This is a genomic window from Arthrobacter globiformis NBRC 12137 (genome assembly GCF_000238915.1).
GTDB lineage: Bacteria > Actinomycetota > Actinomycetes > Actinomycetales > Micrococcaceae > Arthrobacter > Arthrobacter globiformis.
In genome coordinates, this window is the sequence record NZ_BAEG01000118.1 from 74,241 (window position 1) to 95,413 (window position 21,173).

The 21,173-nt window shown below is 68.4% G+C and carries 19 protein-coding genes; 8 read left to right on the forward strand and 11 right to left on the reverse strand.

The window, feature by feature from the left end:
• The first annotated feature begins 137 nt into the window (after positions 1 to 137).
• Entirely contained in the window at positions 138 to 956 is an 819-nt protein-coding gene (locus ARGLB_RS22105; RefSeq protein ID WP_175305051.1) for a M10 family metallopeptidase domain-containing protein, read from the forward strand.
• Between the two features lie 102 nt (positions 957 to 1,058).
• A complete protein-coding gene (locus tag ARGLB_RS22110) occupies positions 1,059 to 2,336 on the forward strand; it encodes a pyridoxal phosphate-dependent aminotransferase (protein ID WP_003806413.1) in 1,278 nt (425 codons plus the stop codon).
• 82 nt (positions 2,337 to 2,418) lie between these two features.
• Here ARGLB_RS22110 and ARGLB_RS22115 read toward each other — a convergent pair whose 3' ends face one another.
• Complete coding sequence (locus ARGLB_RS22115) at positions 2,419 to 3,105, reverse strand: DUF2848 domain-containing protein (RefSeq protein WP_003806414.1); 687 nt, start codon at positions 3,103 to 3,105, stop codon at positions 2,419 to 2,421.
• Positions 3,106 to 3,253: 148 nt separating this feature from the next.
• Here ARGLB_RS22115 and ARGLB_RS22120 point away from each other — a divergent pair, with 148 nt between their 5' ends.
• Entirely contained in the window at positions 3,254 to 4,636 is a 1,383-nt protein-coding gene (locus ARGLB_RS22120) for an MFS transporter (RefSeq protein WP_083839728.1), read from the forward strand.
• Between the two features lie 74 nt (positions 4,637 to 4,710).
• On the opposite strand, the gene ARGLB_RS22125 is transcribed toward ARGLB_RS22120, so the two are convergent.
• Positions 4,711 to 5,367 carry a GntR family transcriptional regulator gene (locus tag ARGLB_RS22125; protein ID WP_003806416.1) on the reverse strand — a complete coding sequence of 219 codons (657 nt, stop codon included), beginning with the start codon at positions 5,365 to 5,367 and terminating at the stop codon, positions 4,711 to 4,713.
• Between the two features lie 32 nt (positions 5,368 to 5,399).
• Here ARGLB_RS22125 and ARGLB_RS22130 point away from each other — a divergent pair, with 32 nt between their 5' ends.
• A complete protein-coding gene (locus ARGLB_RS22130) occupies positions 5,400 to 6,194 on the forward strand; it encodes a carbon-nitrogen hydrolase family protein (RefSeq protein ID WP_003806417.1) in 795 nt (264 codons plus the stop codon).
• 65 nt (positions 6,195 to 6,259) lie between these two features.
• On the opposite strand, the gene ARGLB_RS22135 is transcribed toward ARGLB_RS22130, so the two are convergent.
• The 3 genes from ARGLB_RS22135 to ARGLB_RS22145 all read right to left on the reverse strand — a co-directional run bounded on the left by ARGLB_RS22135 (position 6,260) and on the right by ARGLB_RS22145 (position 9,417).
• The gene (locus ARGLB_RS22135) at positions 6,260 to 7,057 is read right to left on the reverse strand and encodes a putative hydro-lyase (protein WP_003806418.1); all 798 of its coding nucleotides are present in this window, start codon (positions 7,055 to 7,057) and stop codon (positions 6,260 to 6,262) included.
• Positions 7,054 to 8,415: an MFS transporter gene (locus ARGLB_RS22140; protein WP_003806419.1), complete on the reverse strand. Its 1,362-nt coding sequence runs from the start codon at positions 8,413 to 8,415 to the stop codon at positions 7,054 to 7,056. Before ARGLB_RS22140 ends, ARGLB_RS22135 begins: the two co-directional genes overlap by 4 nt.
• 306 nt (positions 8,416 to 8,721) lie before the next feature.
• Positions 8,722 to 9,417 (reverse strand): GntR family transcriptional regulator, encoded by a 696-nt coding sequence (locus ARGLB_RS22145; protein ID WP_003806420.1) that lies wholly within the window; start codon positions 9,415 to 9,417, stop codon positions 8,722 to 8,724.
• 104 nt (positions 9,418 to 9,521) lie between these two features.
• Here ARGLB_RS22145 and ARGLB_RS22150 point away from each other — a divergent pair, with 104 nt between their 5' ends.
• From ARGLB_RS22150 to ARGLB_RS22165, 4 genes are all read left to right on the forward strand, one after another.
• A complete protein-coding gene (locus ARGLB_RS22150; RefSeq protein WP_003806421.1) occupies positions 9,522 to 10,280 on the forward strand; it encodes a LamB/YcsF family protein in 759 nt (252 codons plus the stop codon).
• A gap of 25 nt (positions 10,281 to 10,305) precedes the next feature.
• Positions 10,306 to 12,117: a 5-oxoprolinase subunit B/C family protein gene (locus ARGLB_RS22155; RefSeq protein ID WP_003806422.1), complete on the forward strand. Its 1,812-nt coding sequence runs from the start codon at positions 10,306 to 10,308 to the stop codon at positions 12,115 to 12,117.
• A complete protein-coding gene (locus ARGLB_RS22160) occupies positions 12,117 to 13,913 on the forward strand; it encodes an ATP-binding protein (protein ID WP_003806423.1) in 1,797 nt (598 codons plus the stop codon). The genes ARGLB_RS22155 and ARGLB_RS22160 overlap by 1 nt, the downstream gene beginning before the upstream one ends.
• A gap of 405 nt (positions 13,914 to 14,318) precedes the next feature.
• Positions 14,319 to 14,501, forward strand: coding sequence for a hypothetical protein (locus ARGLB_RS22165; RefSeq protein WP_003806424.1), 183 nt, complete (start codon positions 14,319 to 14,321; stop codon positions 14,499 to 14,501).
• A gap of 101 nt (positions 14,502 to 14,602) precedes the next feature.
• On the opposite strand, the gene ARGLB_RS22170 is transcribed toward ARGLB_RS22165, so the two are convergent.
• The 6 genes from ARGLB_RS22170 to ARGLB_RS22195 are packed head-to-tail and all read right to left on the reverse strand — an operon-like array spanning position 14,603 to position 21,172.
• Entirely contained in the window at positions 14,603 to 15,100 is a 498-nt protein-coding gene (locus tag ARGLB_RS22170; protein ID WP_003806426.1) for an SRPBCC family protein, read from the reverse strand.
• Positions 15,101 to 15,113: 13 nt separating this feature from the next.
• A complete protein-coding gene (locus tag ARGLB_RS22175; RefSeq protein WP_003806427.1) occupies positions 15,114 to 15,446 on the reverse strand; it encodes an ArsR/SmtB family transcription factor in 333 nt (110 codons plus the stop codon).
• A 56-nt stretch (positions 15,447 to 15,502) separates the two neighbouring features.
• Positions 15,503 to 17,350, reverse strand: a complete 1,848-nt coding sequence (locus ARGLB_RS22180) for an FAD-dependent oxidoreductase (protein ID WP_003806428.1) — start codon at positions 17,348 to 17,350, stop codon at positions 15,503 to 15,505.
• Positions 17,351 to 17,370: 20 nt separating this feature from the next.
• A complete protein-coding gene (locus ARGLB_RS22185; RefSeq protein ID WP_003806429.1) occupies positions 17,371 to 18,228 on the reverse strand; it encodes an aldo/keto reductase in 858 nt (285 codons plus the stop codon).
• Entirely contained in the window at positions 18,225 to 19,073 is an 849-nt protein-coding gene (locus ARGLB_RS22190) for a sugar phosphate isomerase/epimerase family protein (protein ID WP_003806430.1), read from the reverse strand. Before ARGLB_RS22190 ends, ARGLB_RS22185 begins: the two co-directional genes overlap by 4 nt.
• On the reverse strand, positions 19,070 to 21,172 hold the full coding sequence (locus ARGLB_RS22195) for an oxidoreductase (RefSeq protein ID WP_003806431.1): 2,103 nt from the start codon (positions 21,170 to 21,172) through the stop codon (positions 19,070 to 19,072). The genes ARGLB_RS22190 and ARGLB_RS22195 overlap by 4 nt, the downstream gene beginning before the upstream one ends.
• Position 21,173 lies beyond the last annotated feature (1 nt).

The following is a 21,173-nucleotide window of genomic DNA, read 5'->3' on the forward strand; positions in this document are numbered from 1 at the left end:
GTCTCCCGGCGCCTATGCTTTGGGTGAGCCATTTCTCGTGAGGGCGACGTGCAACAACCAGGGGGACACTGTTGCGTCCGGATTCCGACTGGCGGGAGAGCCCGCCACCACCAGGTTTTGGCGTACCCAACGCGGGGTTGCCGCCGGGAGTCCGAAGGCCCGCGAGCGGACGAATTCCGCAGTGGGCCATCGGCGCAGGCATCGTCCTGCTGGTGGGCCTCTCCTCCGTGCCGATGGTGTTCGACCGCTATGTGCTGCCGGCCGTCCTGCCGTACCTTCCCGGAGCGGCGGTGCCGCCGGCAGGCTTCGAGGCTGCGGCATCACCGCTCGGGCGGCCGCCCGCCAGCACAGGATCCCAGGCATACGTGCTGCAGGAATCCCCCGATCCCGGTCAGCCCTTCGCCGCATACGATCCCTGCCGGCCCGTGCATTACGTGGTCCGTCCGGACAACGCCCCGCCCGGCGCCGACCAGATGATCCAGGAGGCGGTCGCCAAAGTCTCGGCCGCCACCGGCCTGCGCTTTGTCTATGACGGCCTCACGCCGGAGGCACCCAGCGAGGACCGTGAAATGTTCCAGCCCGACCTGTACGGCAAGAGGTGGGCTCCCGTGCTTATTGCCTGGTCCAACCCTGCGGAGAGTCCTGACCTGGCCGGGGACGTCGACGGCCTGGGCGGCAGCGGGTACGCCTACATGGAGGGGCAGCCGTACGTGCTGGTGGCGGGCCAGGTGGCCCTCGACGCCCCCGATTTTGCCGGCATTCTGCAGTGGCCGGACGGGCGCCGGTTCGCCCGGGCCGTCATCATGCACGAGCTCGCCCACGTCGTGGGGCTGGACCACGTGAACGACCCCACCCAGCTCATGAACCCGGAAGGCGCCGGCGTTACGGAGTTCGCCGCAGGCGACCTCGCCGGACTGGCCGTTCTGGGCGGCGGGGAATGCGTCCCGGAACTCTGACCGGCACAGTGGGCAGCTGACGACGGGGGGAGGTCCCGCCGTCGTCCGACGCGGCCGGTTCATCACATTGTCCGGAGCGGCGCAGCTGTGAAAACATGCCTCATGCGCGCCATGCAGAATTCCAGCCGATTGCAACATGTCCGGTACGACCTCAGGGGACCGGTGCAGCATGCGGCGAAGAAAATGGAGTCGGAAGGCCACAGCATTCTGCGCATGAACCTCGGGGATCCGGCGCCGTTCGGCCTGCATGCGCCGGAATCCATCGTGGTGGACATGATCCACCACCTGCGCGAGGCCCAGGGCTACAGCGATTCGAAGGGCATCTTCTCCGCCCGGACCGCCATCTCGCAGTATTACGAGACCAAGGGCCTGATGGACATCGGCGTCGAGGATATCTTCATCGGCAACGGAGTCAGCGAACTCATCTCCATGACGCTCCAGGCTTTCCTCGAGGTGGGTGACGAGGTCCTTATCCCGTCCCCGGACTATCCGCTGTGGACTGCGGCCACAGTGCTCTGCGGCGGCAGCGCCGTGCACTACATGTGCGATGAGGAGAACAACTGGTGGCCGGACATGGCCGACGTCGAGGCCAAGATCACGGACCGCACGCGGGCCATCGTGCTCATCAACCCCAACAACCCGACCGGGGCCGTCTACCCGCGGCACGTCCTGGAGCAGTTCGCCGACCTGGCCCGGCGCCATGACCTGGTGCTGTTTTCCGATGAGATCTACGAAAAGATCACGTTCGAGGACCAGGTCCACATCCACACGGCCTCAGTGGCCCGGGACATTCCAGTCCTGACCTTCTCCGGCCTGTCCAAGGCGTACCGGATGCCCGGCTACCGGGCCGGGTGGGTGGCCGTTTCCGGTCCGCGCTGGGCCACCGCAGCCTACCGGGAGTCCCTCGAACTCCTGGCTTCCCTCCGGCTCTGCCCCAACGTTCCCGCGCAGCACGCGATCCAGACGTCGCTTGGCGGCTACCAGAGCATCACGGACCTGATCCGGCCCGGCGGGCGGCTGCGGGAGCAGCGCGACCTTGCCTGCCGGCTGCTCAACGAGATTCCCGGCGTGAGCTGCGTGCCGGCGGCCGGCGCGATGTACCTGTTCCCGAAGCTGGATCCGGAGATGTATCCGTTCGTGGACGATGAGCAGTTTGTCCTTGACCTGCTGCAGGACCAGAAAATCCTGGTCTCCCACGGGACGGCATTCCACTGGCACGCCACCGACCACTTCAGGTTCGTCATCCTGCCCGCCGTGGACGACATCCGCGAGGCCGTGCGCCGCATCGCCACCTTCCTGGCCTCGTACCGGGCCAAGGCCGGCCGCGCCCGCGCCATGTCCGGCAACGCCCACCACGCGCCGGACGAACTGAGCGCCTGAGCACTGCCGCCGCAGCGGCTGAGGGAAGCGGACGACGGCGGGACTCTCCCGCCGTCGTCGTCCTGCCTTGCGGCCGGAAACGTTAGCCGATCGGCTCCGCCATCTGCTCCACCACGTACTGGACATCCACGGAGTGGCCGGTCACCGGATCGGCCATCTCCACCTTCCAGCTGCGGGCGAACTGGTTGACTCCGCCCGTCATGGCCACCGTGCCGGAGATGAGCACCGTCCCGGGGGCGTTCAGGCCGCGTTCGGTGAGGACGTCCAGCCAGTAGTCCGGGGTCAGCAGGGCTTCCAGCGAGCTGTCCTGGATGAGGGTATCGGGGGTGTCGCCCTCCCCCACCCAGGCCTTGAGGGTGATCTGGTCCAGGTGGTCCCGCACGTCATCGAGCCGCCACGCCTTGCGGCCCAGCACATCCGGGCTCGCATTCTTGCTCCACGCAACACCGTGCACCTCGAGCGCGCGGTCCGTATGGTCACAGGCGACGGTGAGCAGCACACCGCCGTCGGTGATGACAAGGGCCCACTCCGCCTCCCCGGAGGTGCGCCCATGCTGTACCTGGACTTCCGATACCTGCTGGGCCAGATAGGGGGACACTGGATACAGGGCGGGAGTAGTAGCCGGGCCCGGAACGCCAAGTTCAGCGAGCTCAGCGATATGGGCCTGGACTTCATCCTGCTCACGCCCTGCGTAGCCGGCATTCAGGAGGAGCCTGACCTCCACATCCTGCGTGCGGCCGTCCGGTAGTTCAAGGCTCAGAGTCGTCATCGTGGATCCATCCTTTGCATTTTGCTGCAGAAATTTTTACAAACCGGAAACCGGAAACGGTCGCCAATGTACATCCAGTATGCGTAATGTATACATTTAACCCCAGCGTGACAGGCGTCACTAGAAAAACCTCGTGGAGGACAACACCATGGCCAACGCTCCAGTTCCGGGTCCCGGCACAGCGCCGCATCCGCACAAGACGATTCACCCCAAGGGCCTGTACAAGGCCTTTGCCGCCAGCCTCACCGGCACCGCGCTCGAGTGGTACGACTTCGCCGTCTACTCGGCCGCGGCCGCCGTCGTATTTCCCGTCGTCTTCTTCCCGGCGACCGATCCCCTGACCGGGACGATCCTCGCCTTCTCCACCTACGCCGTCGGCTATGTTTCCCGCCCGGTCGGCGGCATCATCTTCGGCCGGCTCGGGGACCGCATTGGCCGCAAGAAGGTCCTGGTGACCACGCTGATGATCATCGGCGTGGCCACGGTGCTCATCGGCGTGCTGCCCGGCTACGCGAACATCGGCGCCACGGCAGGTATCCTCCTGGTCCTCCTGCGGTTCGCACAGGGCGTGGGTGTGGGCGGCGAATGGGGCGGCGCCGTCCTGCTCTCCAGCGAATACGGCGACCCGCACCGCCGCGGCTTCTGGGCTTCCGCGGCCCAGGTGGGTCCGCCTGCCGGCAATCTTCTGGCCAACGGCGCCCTTGCCGTCCTGACGGTCGCGCTCACGGAGGAGCAGTTCCTGAGCTTCGGCTGGCGCATCGCGTTCCTGGTTTCGGCCGTGCTGGTCGGCTTCGGCCTCTGGATCCGGCTGAAGCTCGAGGACACCCCCATATTCAAGGCCATCGAGGCCCACGGCGAACAGCCGCACGCCCCCGTCCGCGAGGTCTTCAGCAAGGAACTGCGTCCGCTGATCGCCGCCATCCTGTGCCGTGTCGGACCGGACGTGCTGTACGCCCTGTTCACCGTCTTCACGCTCACCTACGGCATCCAGGCCCTGGGCTACGAGCGGAACCAGGTGCTGACCGCCGTCCTGATCGGCTCCGCCTTCCAGCTGTTCATGATTCCGCTGGCCGGCGCCGTCTCCGACCGCTTCAACCGCCGCCTGGTCTACGGCGTCGGCGCCGTGGTGGGAGCGGTGTGGACGTTCATCTTCTTCGGCGTCCTGGGCGGCAACAACCAGCCCATGCTCATTGTGGGCATTGTGCTGGGCCTGATGGCCCACTCCTTCATGTACGGTCCGCAGGCGGCCTTCATCGTGGAGCAGTTCTCCCCGCGGCTCCGGTCCACCGGCAGCTCGCTGGCGTACACGTTCGCCGGCGTGATCGGCGGCGCCATCGCGCCCCTGCTGTTCACGGTGCTGCTCGCCCAGTTCGGCACCTGGATTCCGGTGGCCATCTACGTGGCCGTTGCCGCAGCCGTCACCGTGGTGGGGCTGGCCCTCGGCCGGGACAACGACACCATTGAGGATCTGGACTACCGGCTGCTTCTGGAAGGTTCCGCGTCGGCCCGCCAGCAGTCCGGGGCTGCCTAGTCCCCCACCGAGTTCTTGTACAGATATTGGGCGCTCAAGGCCCCCCGAAGTCCCATTATCTGTACAAAACTCCATCAGGTGCGGAGCAGGATGTCGCGGGTGACGGCCAGGTGGTGGTCGATGGCCTTCTGCGCCTTCGCTGCGTCCCCGGACACCAGGGCATCGAGGATGTCCTGGTGTTCGGAGCACACCTGCTCGCGCCTGCCCCCGGTCCGGAACAGGGCGGAAACCCCGACGACGATCTGCCGGACGTGCAGTTTGCTGTAGGTCCGGGAAATCAGTTCATTGCCGGCAGCGTCGATGAGCTGCTGGTGGAAGAGGGTGTCCAGCCGGATAAACTCCTGCGCGGCTTCCGCGCCTTCGTTCCTGGGCAGCCTGGACTGCTGGTCGAGGGTGTCCTGCATCTTGTCCGCCGGGACACTCCGGTGCTCGATGACCAGGCGGGCGGCATGGCTTTCCAGCACGCCGCGCAGCTCCATCAGCTCCGAAATTTCACGGCCGGTCACCGGGGGGACGTAGGCCCCCCGCTGCGGGATCAGTTCCACCAGACCGTCGGAGACCAGCAGCAGCAGTGCCTCGCGGACCGGCGTGCGGGAGACCCCGATTTCGGCGGCCAGCTCCTGCTCGTTGAGGAAGCGCCCCTGCATCTCCGGGTCGGTCAGGATGTTTTCACGCAGGTAGGCGTACGCCTTCTCCCGGCCGGACGCCGCCGTCCCCGAACTTTTTCGCATACATCAGGTATACAACAGAGAAGAGCAGATTCATGCGTTTAGCAGTTGCCCAAATCGTCACGGGCGCCGACCTGGCGGCCAACCTCGGGCTGATCCGAGACTACGCCACCCGGGCAAAGACGGCCGGCGCAGAGCTGGTGGTGTTCCCCGAGGCGGCCATGCGCGCCTTCGGCCATCCGCTGGCTGACATCGCCGAACCGTTGGACGGGCCGTGGGCCACCACAGTCCGGGCCATAGCCGCAGACCTGGACATCGCCGTTGTGGCCGGCATGTTCACCCCCGGAGAAGGCGGGAGGGTGCGGAACACGCTTCTGGTCACCGGCCCGGGGATCGAGACTTCCTATGACAAGATCCACCTCTTTGACGCCTTCGGATTCGCCGAGTCCGAGTCGGTGGACGCAGGAACAGCCCCGGTGACATTCGAACTGAACGGCACCACCATCGGCCTTGCCACCTGCTACGACGTCCGCTTCCCCGCACTGTTCACGGCCAACGCCAGGGCCGGCGCCGCCGTCAACATCGTCTGCGCATCCTGGGGTGCGGGCGAAGGCAAGGCGGAGCAGTGGGACCTGCTGATCCGTGCGCGGGCGGTGGACAGCACCACCTTTGTGGTGGCGTGCGGCCAGGCTGACCCGGCAACACTCGGGCTGCCGTCCGCCGGCGCGACGCCCACCGGGATCGGCCACAGTGCGGTGGTGTCGCCGCTGGGCTCCCCCCTGGTCGCGCTGGGCGGCGCACCCGAACTGGCGGTGGTCGACGTCGACCCCTCCGTTATTCCGGACGTCCGCGGAAAGCTGCCCGTGCTGGCGAACGCCAGGAGCTTCTAGGCAGGCAGAACAAAGGCGGGGCAGGGCCACTGATGGTGTGGCCCTGCCCCGCCTTTGTTCTGCGCTTATTGCCCTGCCGGCACCCGGTACGTGCTCTCCGGAACATCCGTAATGAACATGTGCCCTGGAGCGTGGCTGATGGCGAAGGCCGGCCGGGATGCCATCACGGCGCTCTGCGGCGTTACCCCGCAGGCCCAGAACACCGGGACTTCCCCGGGCCGGATGTCCACGGCGTCCCCGAAGTCGGGGCGCGCGAGGTCGGCAATGCCGAGCTCCTGGGGTGATCCGACGTGGACCGGCGCGCCGTGGACCTTCGGCACCTCCGCGGTCACCCTGACAGCGGTCTCCACCAGTTCGGCGGGCATCGGGCGCATCGAGACGACCATGGGGCCATGGATGCGCCCCGCCGGGGTGCACTCCACATTAGTGCGGTACATGGGGACGTTGCGGCCCGTCTCGGTGTGCCGGAGCGGGATGCCCTCGGCGGCCAGCGCGGCTTCGAACGTGAAGCTGCAGCCGATGAGCACGCCCACCATGTCGTCGCGCCAGAGCGAGCGGACATCGGAGACCTCGGCGGCCAGGACGCCGTCCCTCCACACCCGGTAGGCGGGGATGTCGGTGCGGATGTCTGAGCCCGCGGCGAGGGAACTTTCGTACTGCCCCGCGGGAATGATGTCGATAACCGGGCAGGCCTTGGCGTTGAGCCGGCAGAACTCGAGGAACTCGTCCGCGTAGTCCGCCGTCACCGCGATCAGGTTGGCCTGGGTGTAGCCGTCGCTCCAGCCGGAGGTGGGCGTGACCAGGCCGTCGCGGAACTGCCGGCGGGCTTCCGACGGCGCCTGGAGGGCGTTCGCCGGTGTCATCGGGCCGCGCTTCCGGCAACTTCGGCTGACGCCCGCAGGTATTCCTCGTCCTCGGCCACATTCGAGTCGCGGCCGAGGGCAAGGCCCACCACCGTCAGCAGGCAGGCAACGCTGAGGTAGATGGCCACGGGGACCCAGCTGTGGAAGGTGCTCTGCAGCAGGGTGAACATGAACGGCGCGATGGCACCGCCGATGATGCCGGCAAAGGTGTAGGCCAGGGAGCTTCCCGTGGAGCGGAGCCGCGGGGAGAACTGCTCGACGACGAACGCGGCCTGCGGACCGTACATGAAGGAGTGGCAAAGCAGGCCCAGCACAGTGCCCACCACGAGCATCACCGGGGAGCGGCCTTCCAGCACGATGAAGAACAGGAAGCCCCAGACGGCCGCGGCGACTGCCGCGATGCCGTAGACGAGGCGCCGGTTGATCCGGTCGGAGAGGGCGCCCGCGAGCGGCATCGTGAAGAGCTGCAGGCCCGAGCCGATGAGCACGGCAAGGAGGACCTGCCCGCGGTCGAAGCCGAGTTCCTGGATGCCGTAGGTCAGGGTGAAGACGGTGCAGAGCGCGTAGGTGACGTCCGGGCCGATGCGGCTGAGCATGGCGGCCAGGAGGGGCCTGCGCTGGGTGGCGAGGAGTTCGCGGATGGGGGCTTTGGGCTGCTCGCCCCGGGCTTCCATGGCCTTGAAGACGGGGGTGTCTTCCAGCTTCAGGCGGATCCACAACCCGAAGGCCACCAGCAGTGCGGAGATCAGGAAGGCGATCCGCCAGCCGTAGTCCAGGAATGCCTGCTCGGACAGCGCCAGCGTGAGGACGGCGAGGGCGCCGTTGGCCAGGAGGTTGCCGGCAGGCGGGCCGATCTGTGCCGCGGAGGCCCAGAAGCCGCGCCGGCTGGGTTCGCCGAATTCGCTGGACAGCAGGACGGCGCCGCCCCATTCACCGCCGACACCCACGCCCTGCGCGAACCTCAGGAAGACGAGGATCGCCGGGGCGATGATCCCGATGTTGCCGTATGTGGGCAGCAGGCCGATGAGGAAGGTGGCCACGCCGATCAGCATCAGGGTGAAGACCAGGATCTTCTTGCGGCCGATCTCATCACCCAGCCGGCCAAAGATGATGCCGCCGACGGGCCGGGAAATGTAGCCCACCGCGTACGTCGAGAACGCCAGCAGGGTGCCCGTCACCGGGTCCGACGCCGGGAAGAAAATCAGCGGGAAAACGATGGCGGCCGCTGCGGAGTAGACAGCGAAGTCGTAGAACTCCAGCGCGGTCCCGGTGAGACTGGCCGCGAACGCCTTGTACATGTCCTTGCGCCCGACGGCGGGCCTGGTGCCTGCGGAGGCCATTGCGGATTGATTGGCCATTTGTTCCTCCATGAAGAGTGTGGATGCCACCCGTGTTGCTACGGATGCGCTGGTGCGCCAGCCCGCCCGCCCTGCGACGTTGACAGGAGCGCGGGCACTGAGGCTGATTGGCGGCTTCCCCCGGGCAGCCGCCGAAAGCGGAGCATTCTGTTGGATTGTGGAAATGTAGAACAATCCAAACTTGTTGAACAATGTACGCGACCTGGATCACACCGTCAAGAGGCTTAAATGCGAACGGACACTCGCAGCCCTCGAAAGCGGGGCCGCAAGTGTCCGTTCGCGTTGCGTGTGGTGAAAAGGCCTCAGCTAGGACGAGTGGACGGCGGTCTGGTGCTCTTCGGACCGGTCGAGGTAGGCGAGGAGCCGTTCAGCGGCCCGCTCATACTCGCCGGCTTCCAGTGCCGTGCAGATCTGCTCATTCTCGGACAGGTAGTCCTGGTAGAAGCCGCCGTCGATGGAGGCCTTGTGGAAGAACAGCCGCATTTCGGCCAGCACCTGCGACATGATGATATCCAGGCGCTCGCTGCCGGCCATGGCAACGAGGGCACCGTGAAAATGCTGGTTGGCGCTGCCAAGCCGCTCACTGTCGCCGGCCTCGGCCGCGCGCTTGCCTTCCTCGACGGCCGCGCGCACGGCCGCGATACTTTCGGCACTGCCGCCGCCCCGGACCGCACTGACCTCGATGGCCCGCCGGACGGTGTAGACGTCGTGGATGTCGCTGGCCTCAAGGCTGGCGACAAAGACGCCGCGGTTGGGCTGGCGGACCACCAGCCGCTCACTGGCGAGTTCGGCGAACGCCTCGCGCACAGTGTTGCGGGAGACCCCTAGCTCCTCGGAAAGTGCCTCCTCCTTCAGCTTTGTGCCGGGGGGAAGCGCACCTTCAGCGATCTGGAGCCGGAGCTCGCTTGCGACCCGGGTGGCCACTGAGGGCACGGCCACGCGCAGCCGCGCTGCACCGGGCGCTGCTCGCTCCGTTGATTCATGCGGATTCACTGTGGCCATACACCGAATTTACACGAACCAACCACAATCAGATTGTTGAATTGTTGAACATTCCCGCGGAAGGGTGCATCCTTGTGTAAGGACGAGTTGAGATGAGGGTCACAATGCACGCAATAGATTTGAACAGCGACGTCGGTGAATCCTTCGGGCGATGGAGCCTGGGAGATGACGCAGCCATGATGGCTTCCGTATCCAGCGCCAACGTCGCCTGCGGATTCCACGCCGGCGATCCCAGCGTCATCCGGTCCACCTGCGAGGCGGCGGCCAAGGCCGGCGTGGTGGTCGGGGCCCATGTGGGCTACCGCGACCTGGCCGGATTCGGCCGCCGGTACATGGACGTCGACCCCCGTGAACTGGCTGACGACGTCGTCTACCAGATCGGGGCCCTGCAGGCGCTGGCCGCGACGGCCGGCACCAGGGTCAGCTACGTGAAGCCGCATGGTGGCCTCTATAACGCCATCGTCCGCAACACCGCGCAGGCACGCGCCGTGGTGGACGCCGTCAAGTCGGTGGATCCCGGCCTGCCCGTCCTTGGCCTGCCCGGATCCGAAGTGCTGCGGCTCGCGGAGGCAGCCGGGCTCCGCGCCGTCTCCGAGGCGTTCGCTGACCGCGCCTACAACCCGGACGGCACGCTGACGTCGCGCTCCCAGCCCGGTTCCGTGCTGGAGGATCCGGAGGCGGTTGCCGCCCGCGTCCTGCAGATGACCACCGGGGAGGCCATCAGCGCCATCGACGGTTCGGACCTGTTGATCAGCGCAGAATCGGTGTGCGTCCACGGGGATTCTCCGGGCGCTGTGGCCATGGCCGTGGCCGTGAAGCGCGCCCTCGACGCCGCCGGCATCAGCATCAAGGCCTTCGTCTAGCATGAAGCGACGGATTCAGGACCCGATGGCAAACATTAACGTAGACATGCCCTTTGCATCATTCGGCCAGCCCGCGGCGGCCGCCCGCCACAACACCGCCCGTCCAACCACCACGGGTACCAACACCGCGCCCCCGGACACCGTCCGCCCGGATGCTCCCCGCCCCGGAAGGGTCCGCGCGGTGCGGCCGGTGGGAACCCGCACGGTCCTCGCCGAAGTATCCGGAACGCAGGACGTGCTCGCCCTGCAGGCCGCGCTCCTCGACGCGCCGCTGCCGGGCCAGCAGGATGTCCTGGCCGCCGCCGAGACCGTCATGGTCAGGGCCGAATCTCCCGCCGCTGCCCGGCGGATCGGGCAGGCCCTCCTGGAGCTGGACCTCACGGCACCGGCGGAGCAGGCCGGCGGCCTGGTGGTCATAGATACCGTGTACGACGGCGAGGATCTCGCCGAAGTGGGGCAGCTGACAGGCCTCGGTGCCGACGGCGTGATCGCAGCCCACACCGGCCAGATCTGGACCGTTGCCTTCGCGGGCTTCGCCCCCGGCTTCGGGTACATGGTGGGCGAGAACCAGGCGCTGGAGGTTCCCCGCCGCAGCTCCCCGCGCACCGCGGTCCCGGCAGGATCGGTGGCGCTGGCCGGGAACTACTCGGCCGTCTACCCGCGAAAGTCTCCGGGAGGCTGGCAGCTGATCGGCCGCACCGGAGCGAAGATGTGGGACCTCGACCGCCCCGAACCGGCGCTTGCCAGTCCGGGCCACCGGGTCCAGTTCCGCGCCGTCCGCGATGTGGTCCAGCTGGCAGGCCAGGACACCCGGCAAACCGACAGCCAGCAGCAAGCCCCGGCAGCCACCTCCGGGCTCCGCGTCCTCGCGCCCGGAATCCACAGCCTCATCCAGGATCTGGGCCGGCAGGGGCATTCAGCCCTCGGCGTCTCCGCTGCCGGCGCTCTGGACCGGGCCTCGCTCCGCCGGGCAAACCGCCTGGTCGGGAACGCGCCGTCGGCAGCCGCCATCGAGACCGTCTCCGGCGGGCTCAGGGTCCAGGCCGTCGGTGACCAGGTTTTGGCCGTTGCGGGGGCGCCGTCGGCACTCACCGTCGTAACGCCGTCGGCCTCCCCCGACGCGCCGGACACCGGCGAGACACAGAACGGCGACTCACAGAACCGGCAGCGGACCGTTCCGGTGGCCGCACCGTTCGCCCTCCTGGACGGCGAAATCCTCACCATCGGAGTTCCTGACGCCGGCTTCCGCAGCTACATAGCTGTCCGGGGCGGTGTCGACGCGCCGCCGGTGCTGGGCAGCCGCTCCACGGACACCATGTCCGGAATCGGGCCGAAGCCGCTGGCAGCCGGCCAGCTGCTGCCCTCCGGCGGCGCGGCCGAGTCCGGCGTCGTGGGCAGCCCGGAAATCCAGCCCGACTATCCGAGCGGCGGGGTCACCGTGCTGGACATCGTCCCGGGCCCGCGTGCGGACTGGTTCGACCAGGCCGCGATCGACTCCCTGTGCGGCCAGGACTGGACTGTCAAGCCGGAGTCCAACCGCGTGGGCATGAGGCTGCAGGGAACACCGCTGCAGCGCAGCCGCACCGGCGAGCTGCCCAGCGAAGGCACGGTGGCGGGTGCCATCCAGATGCCCCCGGAGGGCCTGCCCGTCCTCTTCCTCGCCGACCATCCCATCACGGGTGGCTACCCGGTGATCGGCGTAGTGGTGGACCACCAGCTCGACCTGGCCGCCCAGGTCCCGATCGGCGGGAGCATCCGCTTCCGCATCGCCCCCGAAACTGCCGCAGCCCCCGCCGGCCCCTCCGAAGAAGCTCCAGAAAGAGAAGCGAGTAACTGATGCACAAGGTCCTCATTGCCAACCGCGGCGAAATTGCCGTCCGCATCGCCCGGGCCTGCGACGACGCCCAGCTGGCCTCCGTGGCCGTGTATGCAGACATCGACGCGGACGCCATGCACGTCGCCGCCGCGGACGAAGCCTTCAGCCTCGGCGGCAACTCCCCGGCGGACACCTACCTGAACATCCCCAAGCTGCTCGACGTCGCAGCCAGGGCCGGAGCGGACGCCGTGCACCCCGGATACGGCTTCCTGTCCGAGAACGCGGATTTCGCCCAGGCCGTGCTGGATGCCGGACTCGCCTGGATTGGTCCGTCGCCGGAGGCCATCCGCCAGCTCGGCAACAAGATCACCGCCCGCGAGATCGCCGTCCGTGCAGGGGCGCCGCTCGTAGCGGGCAGCGACGGACCGGTGGAATCCGCGGCGGAGGCCCGAGCTTTCGCCGAAGAGCACGGCCTGCCGATCGCCATCAAGGCGGCCTTCGGCGGCGGCGGCCGCGGCCTGAAGGTGGTCCGGAATATGGGGGAGATCGAGGAAGCCTTCGACTCCGCCGTTCGTGAGGCTGTGGCCGCGTTCGGCCGCGGCGAATGCTTCGTGGAACGCTACCTGGACCGCCCGCGCCATGTGGAAGCCCAGGTTCTGGCCGACACGCACGGCAACGTCGTCGTCGTCGGAACCCGCGACTGCTCTCTCCAGCGCCGCCACCAGAAGCTGGTGGAGGAGGCCCCGGCGCCGTTCCTCAGCGAGGGGCAGCGGACCCAGATCTACGACGCCGCCAAGGCAGTCTGCCGGGAAGCCGGCTACTCGGGCGCGGGGACGGTGGAGTTTTTGGTCGCCGCCGACGGCACCGTCGCCTTCCTCGAGGTGAACACGCGGCTGCAGGTGGAACACCCCATCACCGAGGAAACCACGGGGATCGATCTGGTCCAGGAACAGTTCCGGATCGCCGCCGGGGAACGGCTGCACTTCACCGAGGATCCCGCCCCGCGCGGCCACGCCTTCGAATTCAGGATCAACGCCGAGGACGTGGGACGCGGCTTCCTGCCCTCCCCCGGCACCGTCAGCGACTTCACCGCACCCACCGGCCCCGGCATCCGGCTGGACACGGGAGTCCGCTCCGGTTCCTTCGTGGCACCGCAGTTCGACTCGCTCCTGGCCAAGCTGATCGTCACCGGCGCCGACCGCCAGCAGGCCCTGCGCCGGGCCCGCCGCGCCCTCGCCGAGATCAGCATCACCGGCGTGGCCACCGTCCTGCCGTTCCACCGCGCGGTGGTGGAAGCCGCGGACTTCGTTTCCGAGACGGGCCTCGACGTCCACACGCGCTGGATCGAAACGGACTTCGCCGACAGCATCCCGACCGATCCCGACTTCAGCCCCACCGGCCCCGACGGCCGCCGGCGGACCATCACCGTGGAGGTGGACGGCCGCCGGCTCGCGGTCGGGCTTCCGGCTGACCTGCTGGACGGCTGGGCGCGTTCAGGCCAGGCGCTTCCCGCTGGCCTGGGGGCTTCCGCCGCTGGGCCGTCCGGCGGCGGCTCCCCGGACGGCGCTTCCTCCGGCGTCTCCACTGACCCGGCGGAACTCCGGGCCGCCATGAGCGGCACCGTGGTGAAGTGGCTCGTGGAGCCGGGTGCCGACGTGACCGCCGGCGATCCCGTGGTGGTCCTGGAGGCCATGAAGATGGAGACCAGCGTCCCCGCCCACCGGGGCGGCATCCTTTCCGGCGTCGCCGCCAGCCCGGGCGACGTGATCACCTCCGGCTCGGTCCTGGCGCTTATCGGCTCAGCCGCTACCGGCTAACGCAACGGATGGACGACGGCGTCCTCGGCTCGGCCACCCCACGCGAACGTACACTTGGGGCCCCTGGAAACCGCTTCCTAGGGGCCTCAAGTGTACGTTCGCGCTGAACGTGGGGCGGGTCTCGTCTCATACGCACCGCGGGCGGCATGTGTCAAACCTCACCCACCGTTTGGGGCCAAATCGGTTGAAAAGCCTTCCGCCGCCTGTGCATCATAGAGTGAAGCCCGGTAGGAATACGCTTTCCAAACTCGAGCTTAGAAGTTCAAACACAACAAAATCCTGGTGGACGCAATGAGGCCAAACCGGTGAGCTCGTCGAGCTGCCTTAGGCCTCCGAGCGTTCTCTGGGCCGACCCGTTCCGCGGCATCGCATTGGCGCTATGCCCAGACACGAAAGCACTGAGAAATGACCTTTGACAACACTGAATCAATGACGATCAAGATCTGGGACCGTTCCGCAGTGGACCACACGCTGGAATCGCTGGTGCACGACTTTTCGAGCCGGGCGAACGCCCACAAGAATGACGTTGCGGTCCACCTCACCGGCCCGAACACGTTCACGCTCAGCCTGAACACCGGTGCGCTGTAACCAGCACCCCGGACAAAACGCAAGAGGACGACGGCGGGACATTCCCGCCGTCGTCCTCTTGCGTTTAAGCCGGAGCAGTTGGAGCCTGCCGGAGCTGCGCGTCAGGCGCGGGTGTGCTCGGCCAGGAGGGCATCGATCTGTCCGGCGGCCTCCCTCATGCCGTCCTCCATGCCCATCTCCATCATCGTGTTCATCTGCTCTTCGGATTCGAAGACGGACTGGACGGTCATCCGCGTGCGGCCGCCGATGTCCTCCAGCGTGACAGTGGCATGCGCGCTGCCCATGGCCTCGACGGGAGCGCCGTTATCATCGGCGAAGCCGTCGTCGAACTCAAGGCGGTTCGGTGCCTGGATGTCGGTGATGCGCCACCAGCCGCCGGCCTTTTCGCCTTCCGGGCCGGTCATGTAATAGGAAGCCTCTCCTCCGGGGGTGAATTCGTACTGGCTGAACGTTGCCGGCCAGGTGGGCGGACCCCACCAGCGCTCGAGCTGCCGCGGGTCTTCCCAGATCTGCCACACGCGTTTCACGTCGGCGTTGAACTCGGCCACGAGGATGAAGCTGAGCGCCTCGGGATTCTTGGTGGAACTGATAACCGTCATTGCCGGACCCTTCCTATTCTTCAGCGAGGATGTCTGCAATCCGGGCGACGCGCTGCCGCCAGATCACCTCGTACTCATCAAGCAGCCGGCGGACTTTCTCCAGGCCGTCATGGTTGCCCCGCACGATCTGCTCCCTTCCGCGCTTCTCTTTGGTGACCAGGGAGGCGCGCTCCAACACCGCCACGTGCTTCTGAACGGCGGCAAAACTCATGGCGTAGAGGGCCGCCAGGCCGGTCACCGAGTACTCGCCCACCGCCACCCGGCGCATGATGTCCCGCCGGGTGGTGTCCGCGAACGCCTGGAAGAGGCGGTCGAGTTCGGCATCGCTAAGCTGATCTACAACCATTTGGTTGTAGGATATGACCGTACAGGAACGAAGTCAATGGCCGTGCAGGCTGCCGCTCACAGTGCCCCCACGCCGGAGTCCGCGGGCACGGTCCCGTCGTCCTCGTACTCAACGGCGCCGGCCAGGTCGCGTCCGGCGACGTACCCGAACGCCAGCGCCGGGCCGAGGTTGATGCCGCCGGCCGGGTAGTGCCCGCCCATCACGCTGGCCTGGTCGTTGCCGGCGACATACAGCCCCGGGATGGGCCGGCCGCCGTCGTCCAGGGCCCGGGAGCGACCGTCCACATCCAGTCCGGCGAACGTGCCAAAGCTGCCCGGCACCACGCGCACGGCGTAGAACGGGCCCTTCTCAATGGGGCCCAGCGACGGATTCGGCTTCACGGCGGCGTCGCCGCCATAGCGGTTGAAGGGCGTGGAGCCGCGGCCATAGTCCGGGTCCGCGCCGGCGGCCGCATGGCGGTTGAACCGCTCCACCGTCTCCTTCAGCCCGGCGGGGTCGATGCCGCACCGCTCTGCGAGTTCCTCGAGCGTGCGGCCCTTCTTCAGGTAGCCGGAGCGCAGGTAGGGAAAGAGCGGCACGGGCAGCGGCTTGGCCATGCCCAGCGGGAAGCGGCGCACAAAGCGGGAGTCGGCGATCTGCCAGGCCTCCGCCTGCTCCCCCGCCGGCGTGGCCTCCAGCATCGCCGCCACGTAGTCGTAGTACCCGTTGGCTTCGTTGACGAACCGCTTCCCATTGCGGAGGACCCCAATGCTGCCCGGCTTGGCGCGGTCCATAATGTGCGGGAACGTGCCGGTCCGGCCGCTGCGGTACGGCACGAGCGACACCGGGCACCACGCGGCTGCGGATTTCACGTCGGCCCTGAAGCGGGCACCCACCTGCTGGCCCAGGCTGATGCCGTCGCCGCTGGCCTCGGCAGGCGCCAGCGTCCAGTGTTCTCGTCCGGTGGGCGTGTGCGGGAACAGCGTCTGCCGGCGCTCCGCGTCGTGCGGGAAGCCTCCAGCGGCCAGGACCACGCCGCGTGCCGCGTTGATCCGCAGCTCCCCTGCGGACGTTCCGACGACGGCGCCCGTCACCTTGCCGCTGCCGTCGGTCAGCAGGCGGCGGGCGGGCGTGGAGACGCGGATGTCCACGCCGAAGCGGTCTGCGGACTGCAGCAGCCGGCCGGTAAGGGCCGTGCCGTTGACCAGCTGCATGTTGCGCCGGTGCGTCACCAGGTCCAGGATGTGCAGGCCGAAGCGCCAGCCTGCATGGAAAAGCCCGCGGGGATTGCCCCGGGACGCGGACAGGAATTTGGCCAGATCAGGTCCGGCCATGATGCCCATTCCCAGGAACGAGGTTTCATACAGCTGATGCCGGAGCTTGGCGCGCACCTCTGGACGGATCCGCCGGGCGTTCATCGGCTTGGGCCCCACGGAGCGGTGCCCGGTCCCGGCGCCGGGAAGTCCGCCGTAGATGTCGTTGATTTTGGCACCCGGAACGAACTGCAGCGACGTCTTCTGGTGGAAGAAGCCCACCATGTGCGGCACAGCCTCCAGGAATGCGTCCACCCGGTCGGCCTGGTAGTCGGCCCCCAGGACACCGCGCAGGTAGGTGCGGAAGGTCTCCTTGTCCTCGCTGACGCCGGCGGCCCTGGCCAGCGGATTGCCCGGCGCCCAGGCCCAGCCGCCCGACCATGCAGTGGCGCCGCCGCACACGTCCGCCTTATCCACCACCACAACCTTCAGCCCGTGGTACGCGGCCGTCACGGCGGCGGCCAGGCCGCCCGCGCCGGAGCCCACCACCAGGACGTCACAGTTCAGGGCGTCGCAGGTCAGAGTGTCGGGGCTTCCGGCCGGCGCACCGGCTCCGGCCGACCCTCCGGCTCCGGCCGCGGACGGCGTTGTTGCATCTGTCGGGAAAGTCATCTCTTGCTCCAGTACTTCTTTCAGTGTCCGAATTCGTCTGAGTCGAGCCGCGGCGGTGCGCCCGTGTCCAGGGCGTCGATGCCGGCCATTTCGGCCTCCGTGAGGGCAAAGCCGAAGACGTCGAGGTTTTCGCGCTGCCGCCGGTCGTCGGCGGACTTGGGGATGGCCACCCGGCCGGACTGGACCTGCCAGCGGAGCACCACCTGCGCCGGTGTCTTGCCGTATGCCTCGGCCGGACCGGTGACCGCAGGCGCCGAGAGGAAGCCGCCATTACGGCCCAGCGGGCTGTAGGCGGCGGTGACGATGCCGTGCCCACGGTGGAAGGCCAGCTGGTCCAGCTGCTGGTGTTCGGGATCGATCTGCACCTGGTTGATGGGACTTTCCAGGCCTGCCGCCTGCAGTTCCCGCAGGTGGGCCGGCTTGAAGTTGGAAACACCCCAGCACCTGATCAGCCCCTCCTCTGCCAGCCGGGTGAGCCCCTCCGCTGCCTCGACGAACCGCCCCTCGGCAGGATTCGGCCAGTGGATCAGGAAGAGGTCCAGATACCCGGTGCCCAGCCGCCGGGTTGCCGCGCCGAACGCCTCGCGCACACCGGCTTTGCCGTGCCACTGCCTGTTGAATTTGGTGGTCAGGAACAGGTCCCCGCGGGGGACGCCGCTGCGGCGGATCCCCTCACCCACGGCCTCCTCATTGCCGTAATTTTCAGCCGTGTCGATGTGCCGGTAACCGTTGGTGATGGCGCGGGCCACGGCGTCGGCAGCCTCCCCGCCGGTCATCGGCCAGGTGCCCAGGCCAATAAGGGGAATGACGACGCCGGGCGCCAGTTCCACCGTCGTGCTTTCCTGTACTTCCTGGCTTTCCTGAGCTGCCCCGTTCATTTGCTTCCTGCTTTCTGGAGGTTGTCTGCGGCCTGCAGCACGGTGTCCGATGCGGCTCTGAGCTTCCGTGCCCAGCCCAGCTCGCCCAGCCGGGCGACCGTGCTGTCCGACGGCACCTCGGCGCTCACCGGAACATCGGCGGGGAAAGCGTTGACCAAGGCGGCCAGGTCGAAGCCGCCTTCGCCCGGAACACCGCGTTCCGAGCGGGACTCCGTCACCAGCGCCGCACGGTCGGCCGGACGCGCTGCAGGCCCGTCGCACAGCTGCAGCAGCGGCACCAGGTCACAGTTAGCCTCGAGGTCCCGCCACTGCGCGGACCCCGGGACAGCCCCGAAGCGGTTCAGGTGGAGTGCGTCCACCACGATGTTGCAGCCGGCGGTCCGGGCCAGGGCCACCGCGTCCGGGATGGAGTGCACCGCCTGGTAGGAGATGGGCTCGAGGGTGGGAACGATGCCGTGGTTGCGGCCGTCCTCCGTCATGCGCGCCAGCGTGTCGGCAAGGCGCGCAGTGTCGGGATCGGACGCGGCCACCGTCAGGGATGCCGCACCGAGGGCCTGCCCCGCCGCCATCATCCCAAGCCACGCGTCGCGCTGGTCGGTGCCGTCCAGCAGCAGGAACTCGATGTCGTGGACAGTGACCCCGGTGTCGTCCATCCGGGCCAGGGTCTCCTTCAGCATCGGCGACCCCGGCTGCAGGTCGTACGGGCGCTCGGCAGCGGTGACGGGACGGACGCGCACACCGACGAAATCGAAGCCGGCCTCCGCGGCGACGGCCACCAGCTGCGGCGGGGCGGTGTTGAGGAGGGACAGCTGGGCCAGGCCCAGCGGGCGGCGCGGTGCGCTCATGATGCTGCTCCGTTCATGCTGAGTTCGACGGGTTCGTAGGGGCGGGGTGCGGGTTCGGTCTCGGGCGTCGCAGGGTCGGCGGCAAGGGCTGCGGCGATGCGCTGCGCTGCGTCGTAGCCGCTCTTCACCGCGTTGGAGGCGATGGCAGGGCTCCGGTCCACCACCGTTCCGGCCAACACGACCGGCACGCCGGCCTCGCGGGCAAGGACTGCCTCGCGGTCTTCAGCGGGGATGGAACCGTCCAGCGGCAGCACTGAACGGGACACCAGCAGGCTCCCCGGCGCGTCCAGCCACTCCGAGTCGGCCCCGTCCCGGGACGTTCCGGCGATCCGGATCCGGCCGCCGTCGTATTCCTCGATCGTGGCACCCAGCCGGATCCGGACCCGGGGGTTCTGTTCCAGCCGGGGCACGGCAAGGATCTTCGCCCGCCGCCCGGATTCCGGAGCGAGCACCTCCTGCGGGCCCACCAGCAGCACGGCGGTGCCGCGGTCCGCGAGGGTGTCGGCCAGGCTCATCGCCACCGAGTCCGCACCCCAGATGGTCACGGCTTCCGGAACGTCCCCGCCGGCATCGGGGTGCAGCACCTCGGGGCGGGCGGCAAGCCAATCGCGCACGTCGGCCACGCCGGGCAGGTCCGCGCCGGGGAAACCTGCACCCGGGCGGGTCCCGCCGGTGGCCAGCACGACGGCGTCGGCCCCCGTTTCCCGGACCAGCGCCCCCAAGTCGCGGGAATCCACCTGGTTGCCCAACCGGACATCAATGCCCAGCCGTTCGTTCTCGGCCGCGGACCAGTCGGTGAAGCGGTGGAAATCCGGGGTGGACTTCATCCGTTCCGCGAGGGCGAGCTGCCCGCCGAGCCGGGCGCCGCCGTCAAGCACGGTGACCTGCGCGCCTGACAGTGCGAGTTCCCGGGCGGCGGTGAGGCCGGCGGGGCCGGCGCCCACCACGGCCACCCGGGCGCCCTGGCGCACCCCCGGCGTCGGAAGCGGGACCCGCGAGCGCCCGACCGCCGGGTTGACGGTGCACGTGACCTGCCCCTGGCCAAGAGTATCGATGCAGACATTGCAGGCGATGCAGGGGCGGTACGTCTCGCCCCGCAGCACGCCGCCCGCAAAAGCCGGGTCGGCGTGGATGGCCCGTGCCAGGCTGACGAAATCACAGACGCCGTCGCCGAGGACCTCTTCGATGACGGCCGGCGAGTTCAGCCGCCCGGCCATGCCCAGCGGAAGCCCGAACCGGCGGTAGGCCGTGGCGTAGTCCCGGAGCAGGCCGGGCTTCCATTCGCCGGGCTGCACGATCCATTCCCCGGCGTCGTAGCTGCCGGCGGACAGGTCCAGGAAGTCCAGCCGGTCCAGGTGCGCTTTGGCCATGATCGCCACCTGCTCCTCGGCGCTGATGCCGTCCGCCGGGCCCTCGACGACGGACACCCGCACCCCGACGAGGGCGTCCGGCGCGGCCTCGCGCACGGCGTCGATGACCAGGTTCAGGAAGTGCTCCGGGGCGGCGAACTCGTCCGTGCGGTGGTTGGAGATGGGGGACATGAACTGATGGATCAGGTACCCGTGGGCGCCGTGGATATTGATCACGTCAAAGCCCGCGGCCACCGCCCGGCGGGCAGCAGCGGCATATGCCGCCACGAGGTCATGGCATTCCCCGGCGGTCAGTTCCCGCGGCACCTCCCCGCCGGCCACCGCGCACGGCACCGGTGACGGCGCCACGTTCTTGTGCCCGGACACCGCCGCCTGGGCGGTCCGGCCGCCGTGGTTAAGTTCGACGGCGGCCAGCGCACCTTCCGCGTGCAGCGCGTCGGTGAGCCTGCGCAGCCCCGGAACCATGGCGTCGGTGTGCAGGCCCAGCTGGTGCGTGCGGCCCTTGCCGTCGGCCCGCACGTATGTGGCTTCGGTGGTGACCAGTCCGAGGCCGGCCCTGGCGCGGGTGACCAGGTAGTCGATGTACTGCCCGGTGATGTGCCCGTCCACGGTGCCGTAGTTCCGTTCCATCGGAGCGGAGGCGAGCCGGTTGCGGAGGGTCCGCGGCGTGCGGCCGTTCCGGCCCAGGGTGAGCGGGCGGGCGGCGTGGCCGGTGTTGTGCTCCGTCATG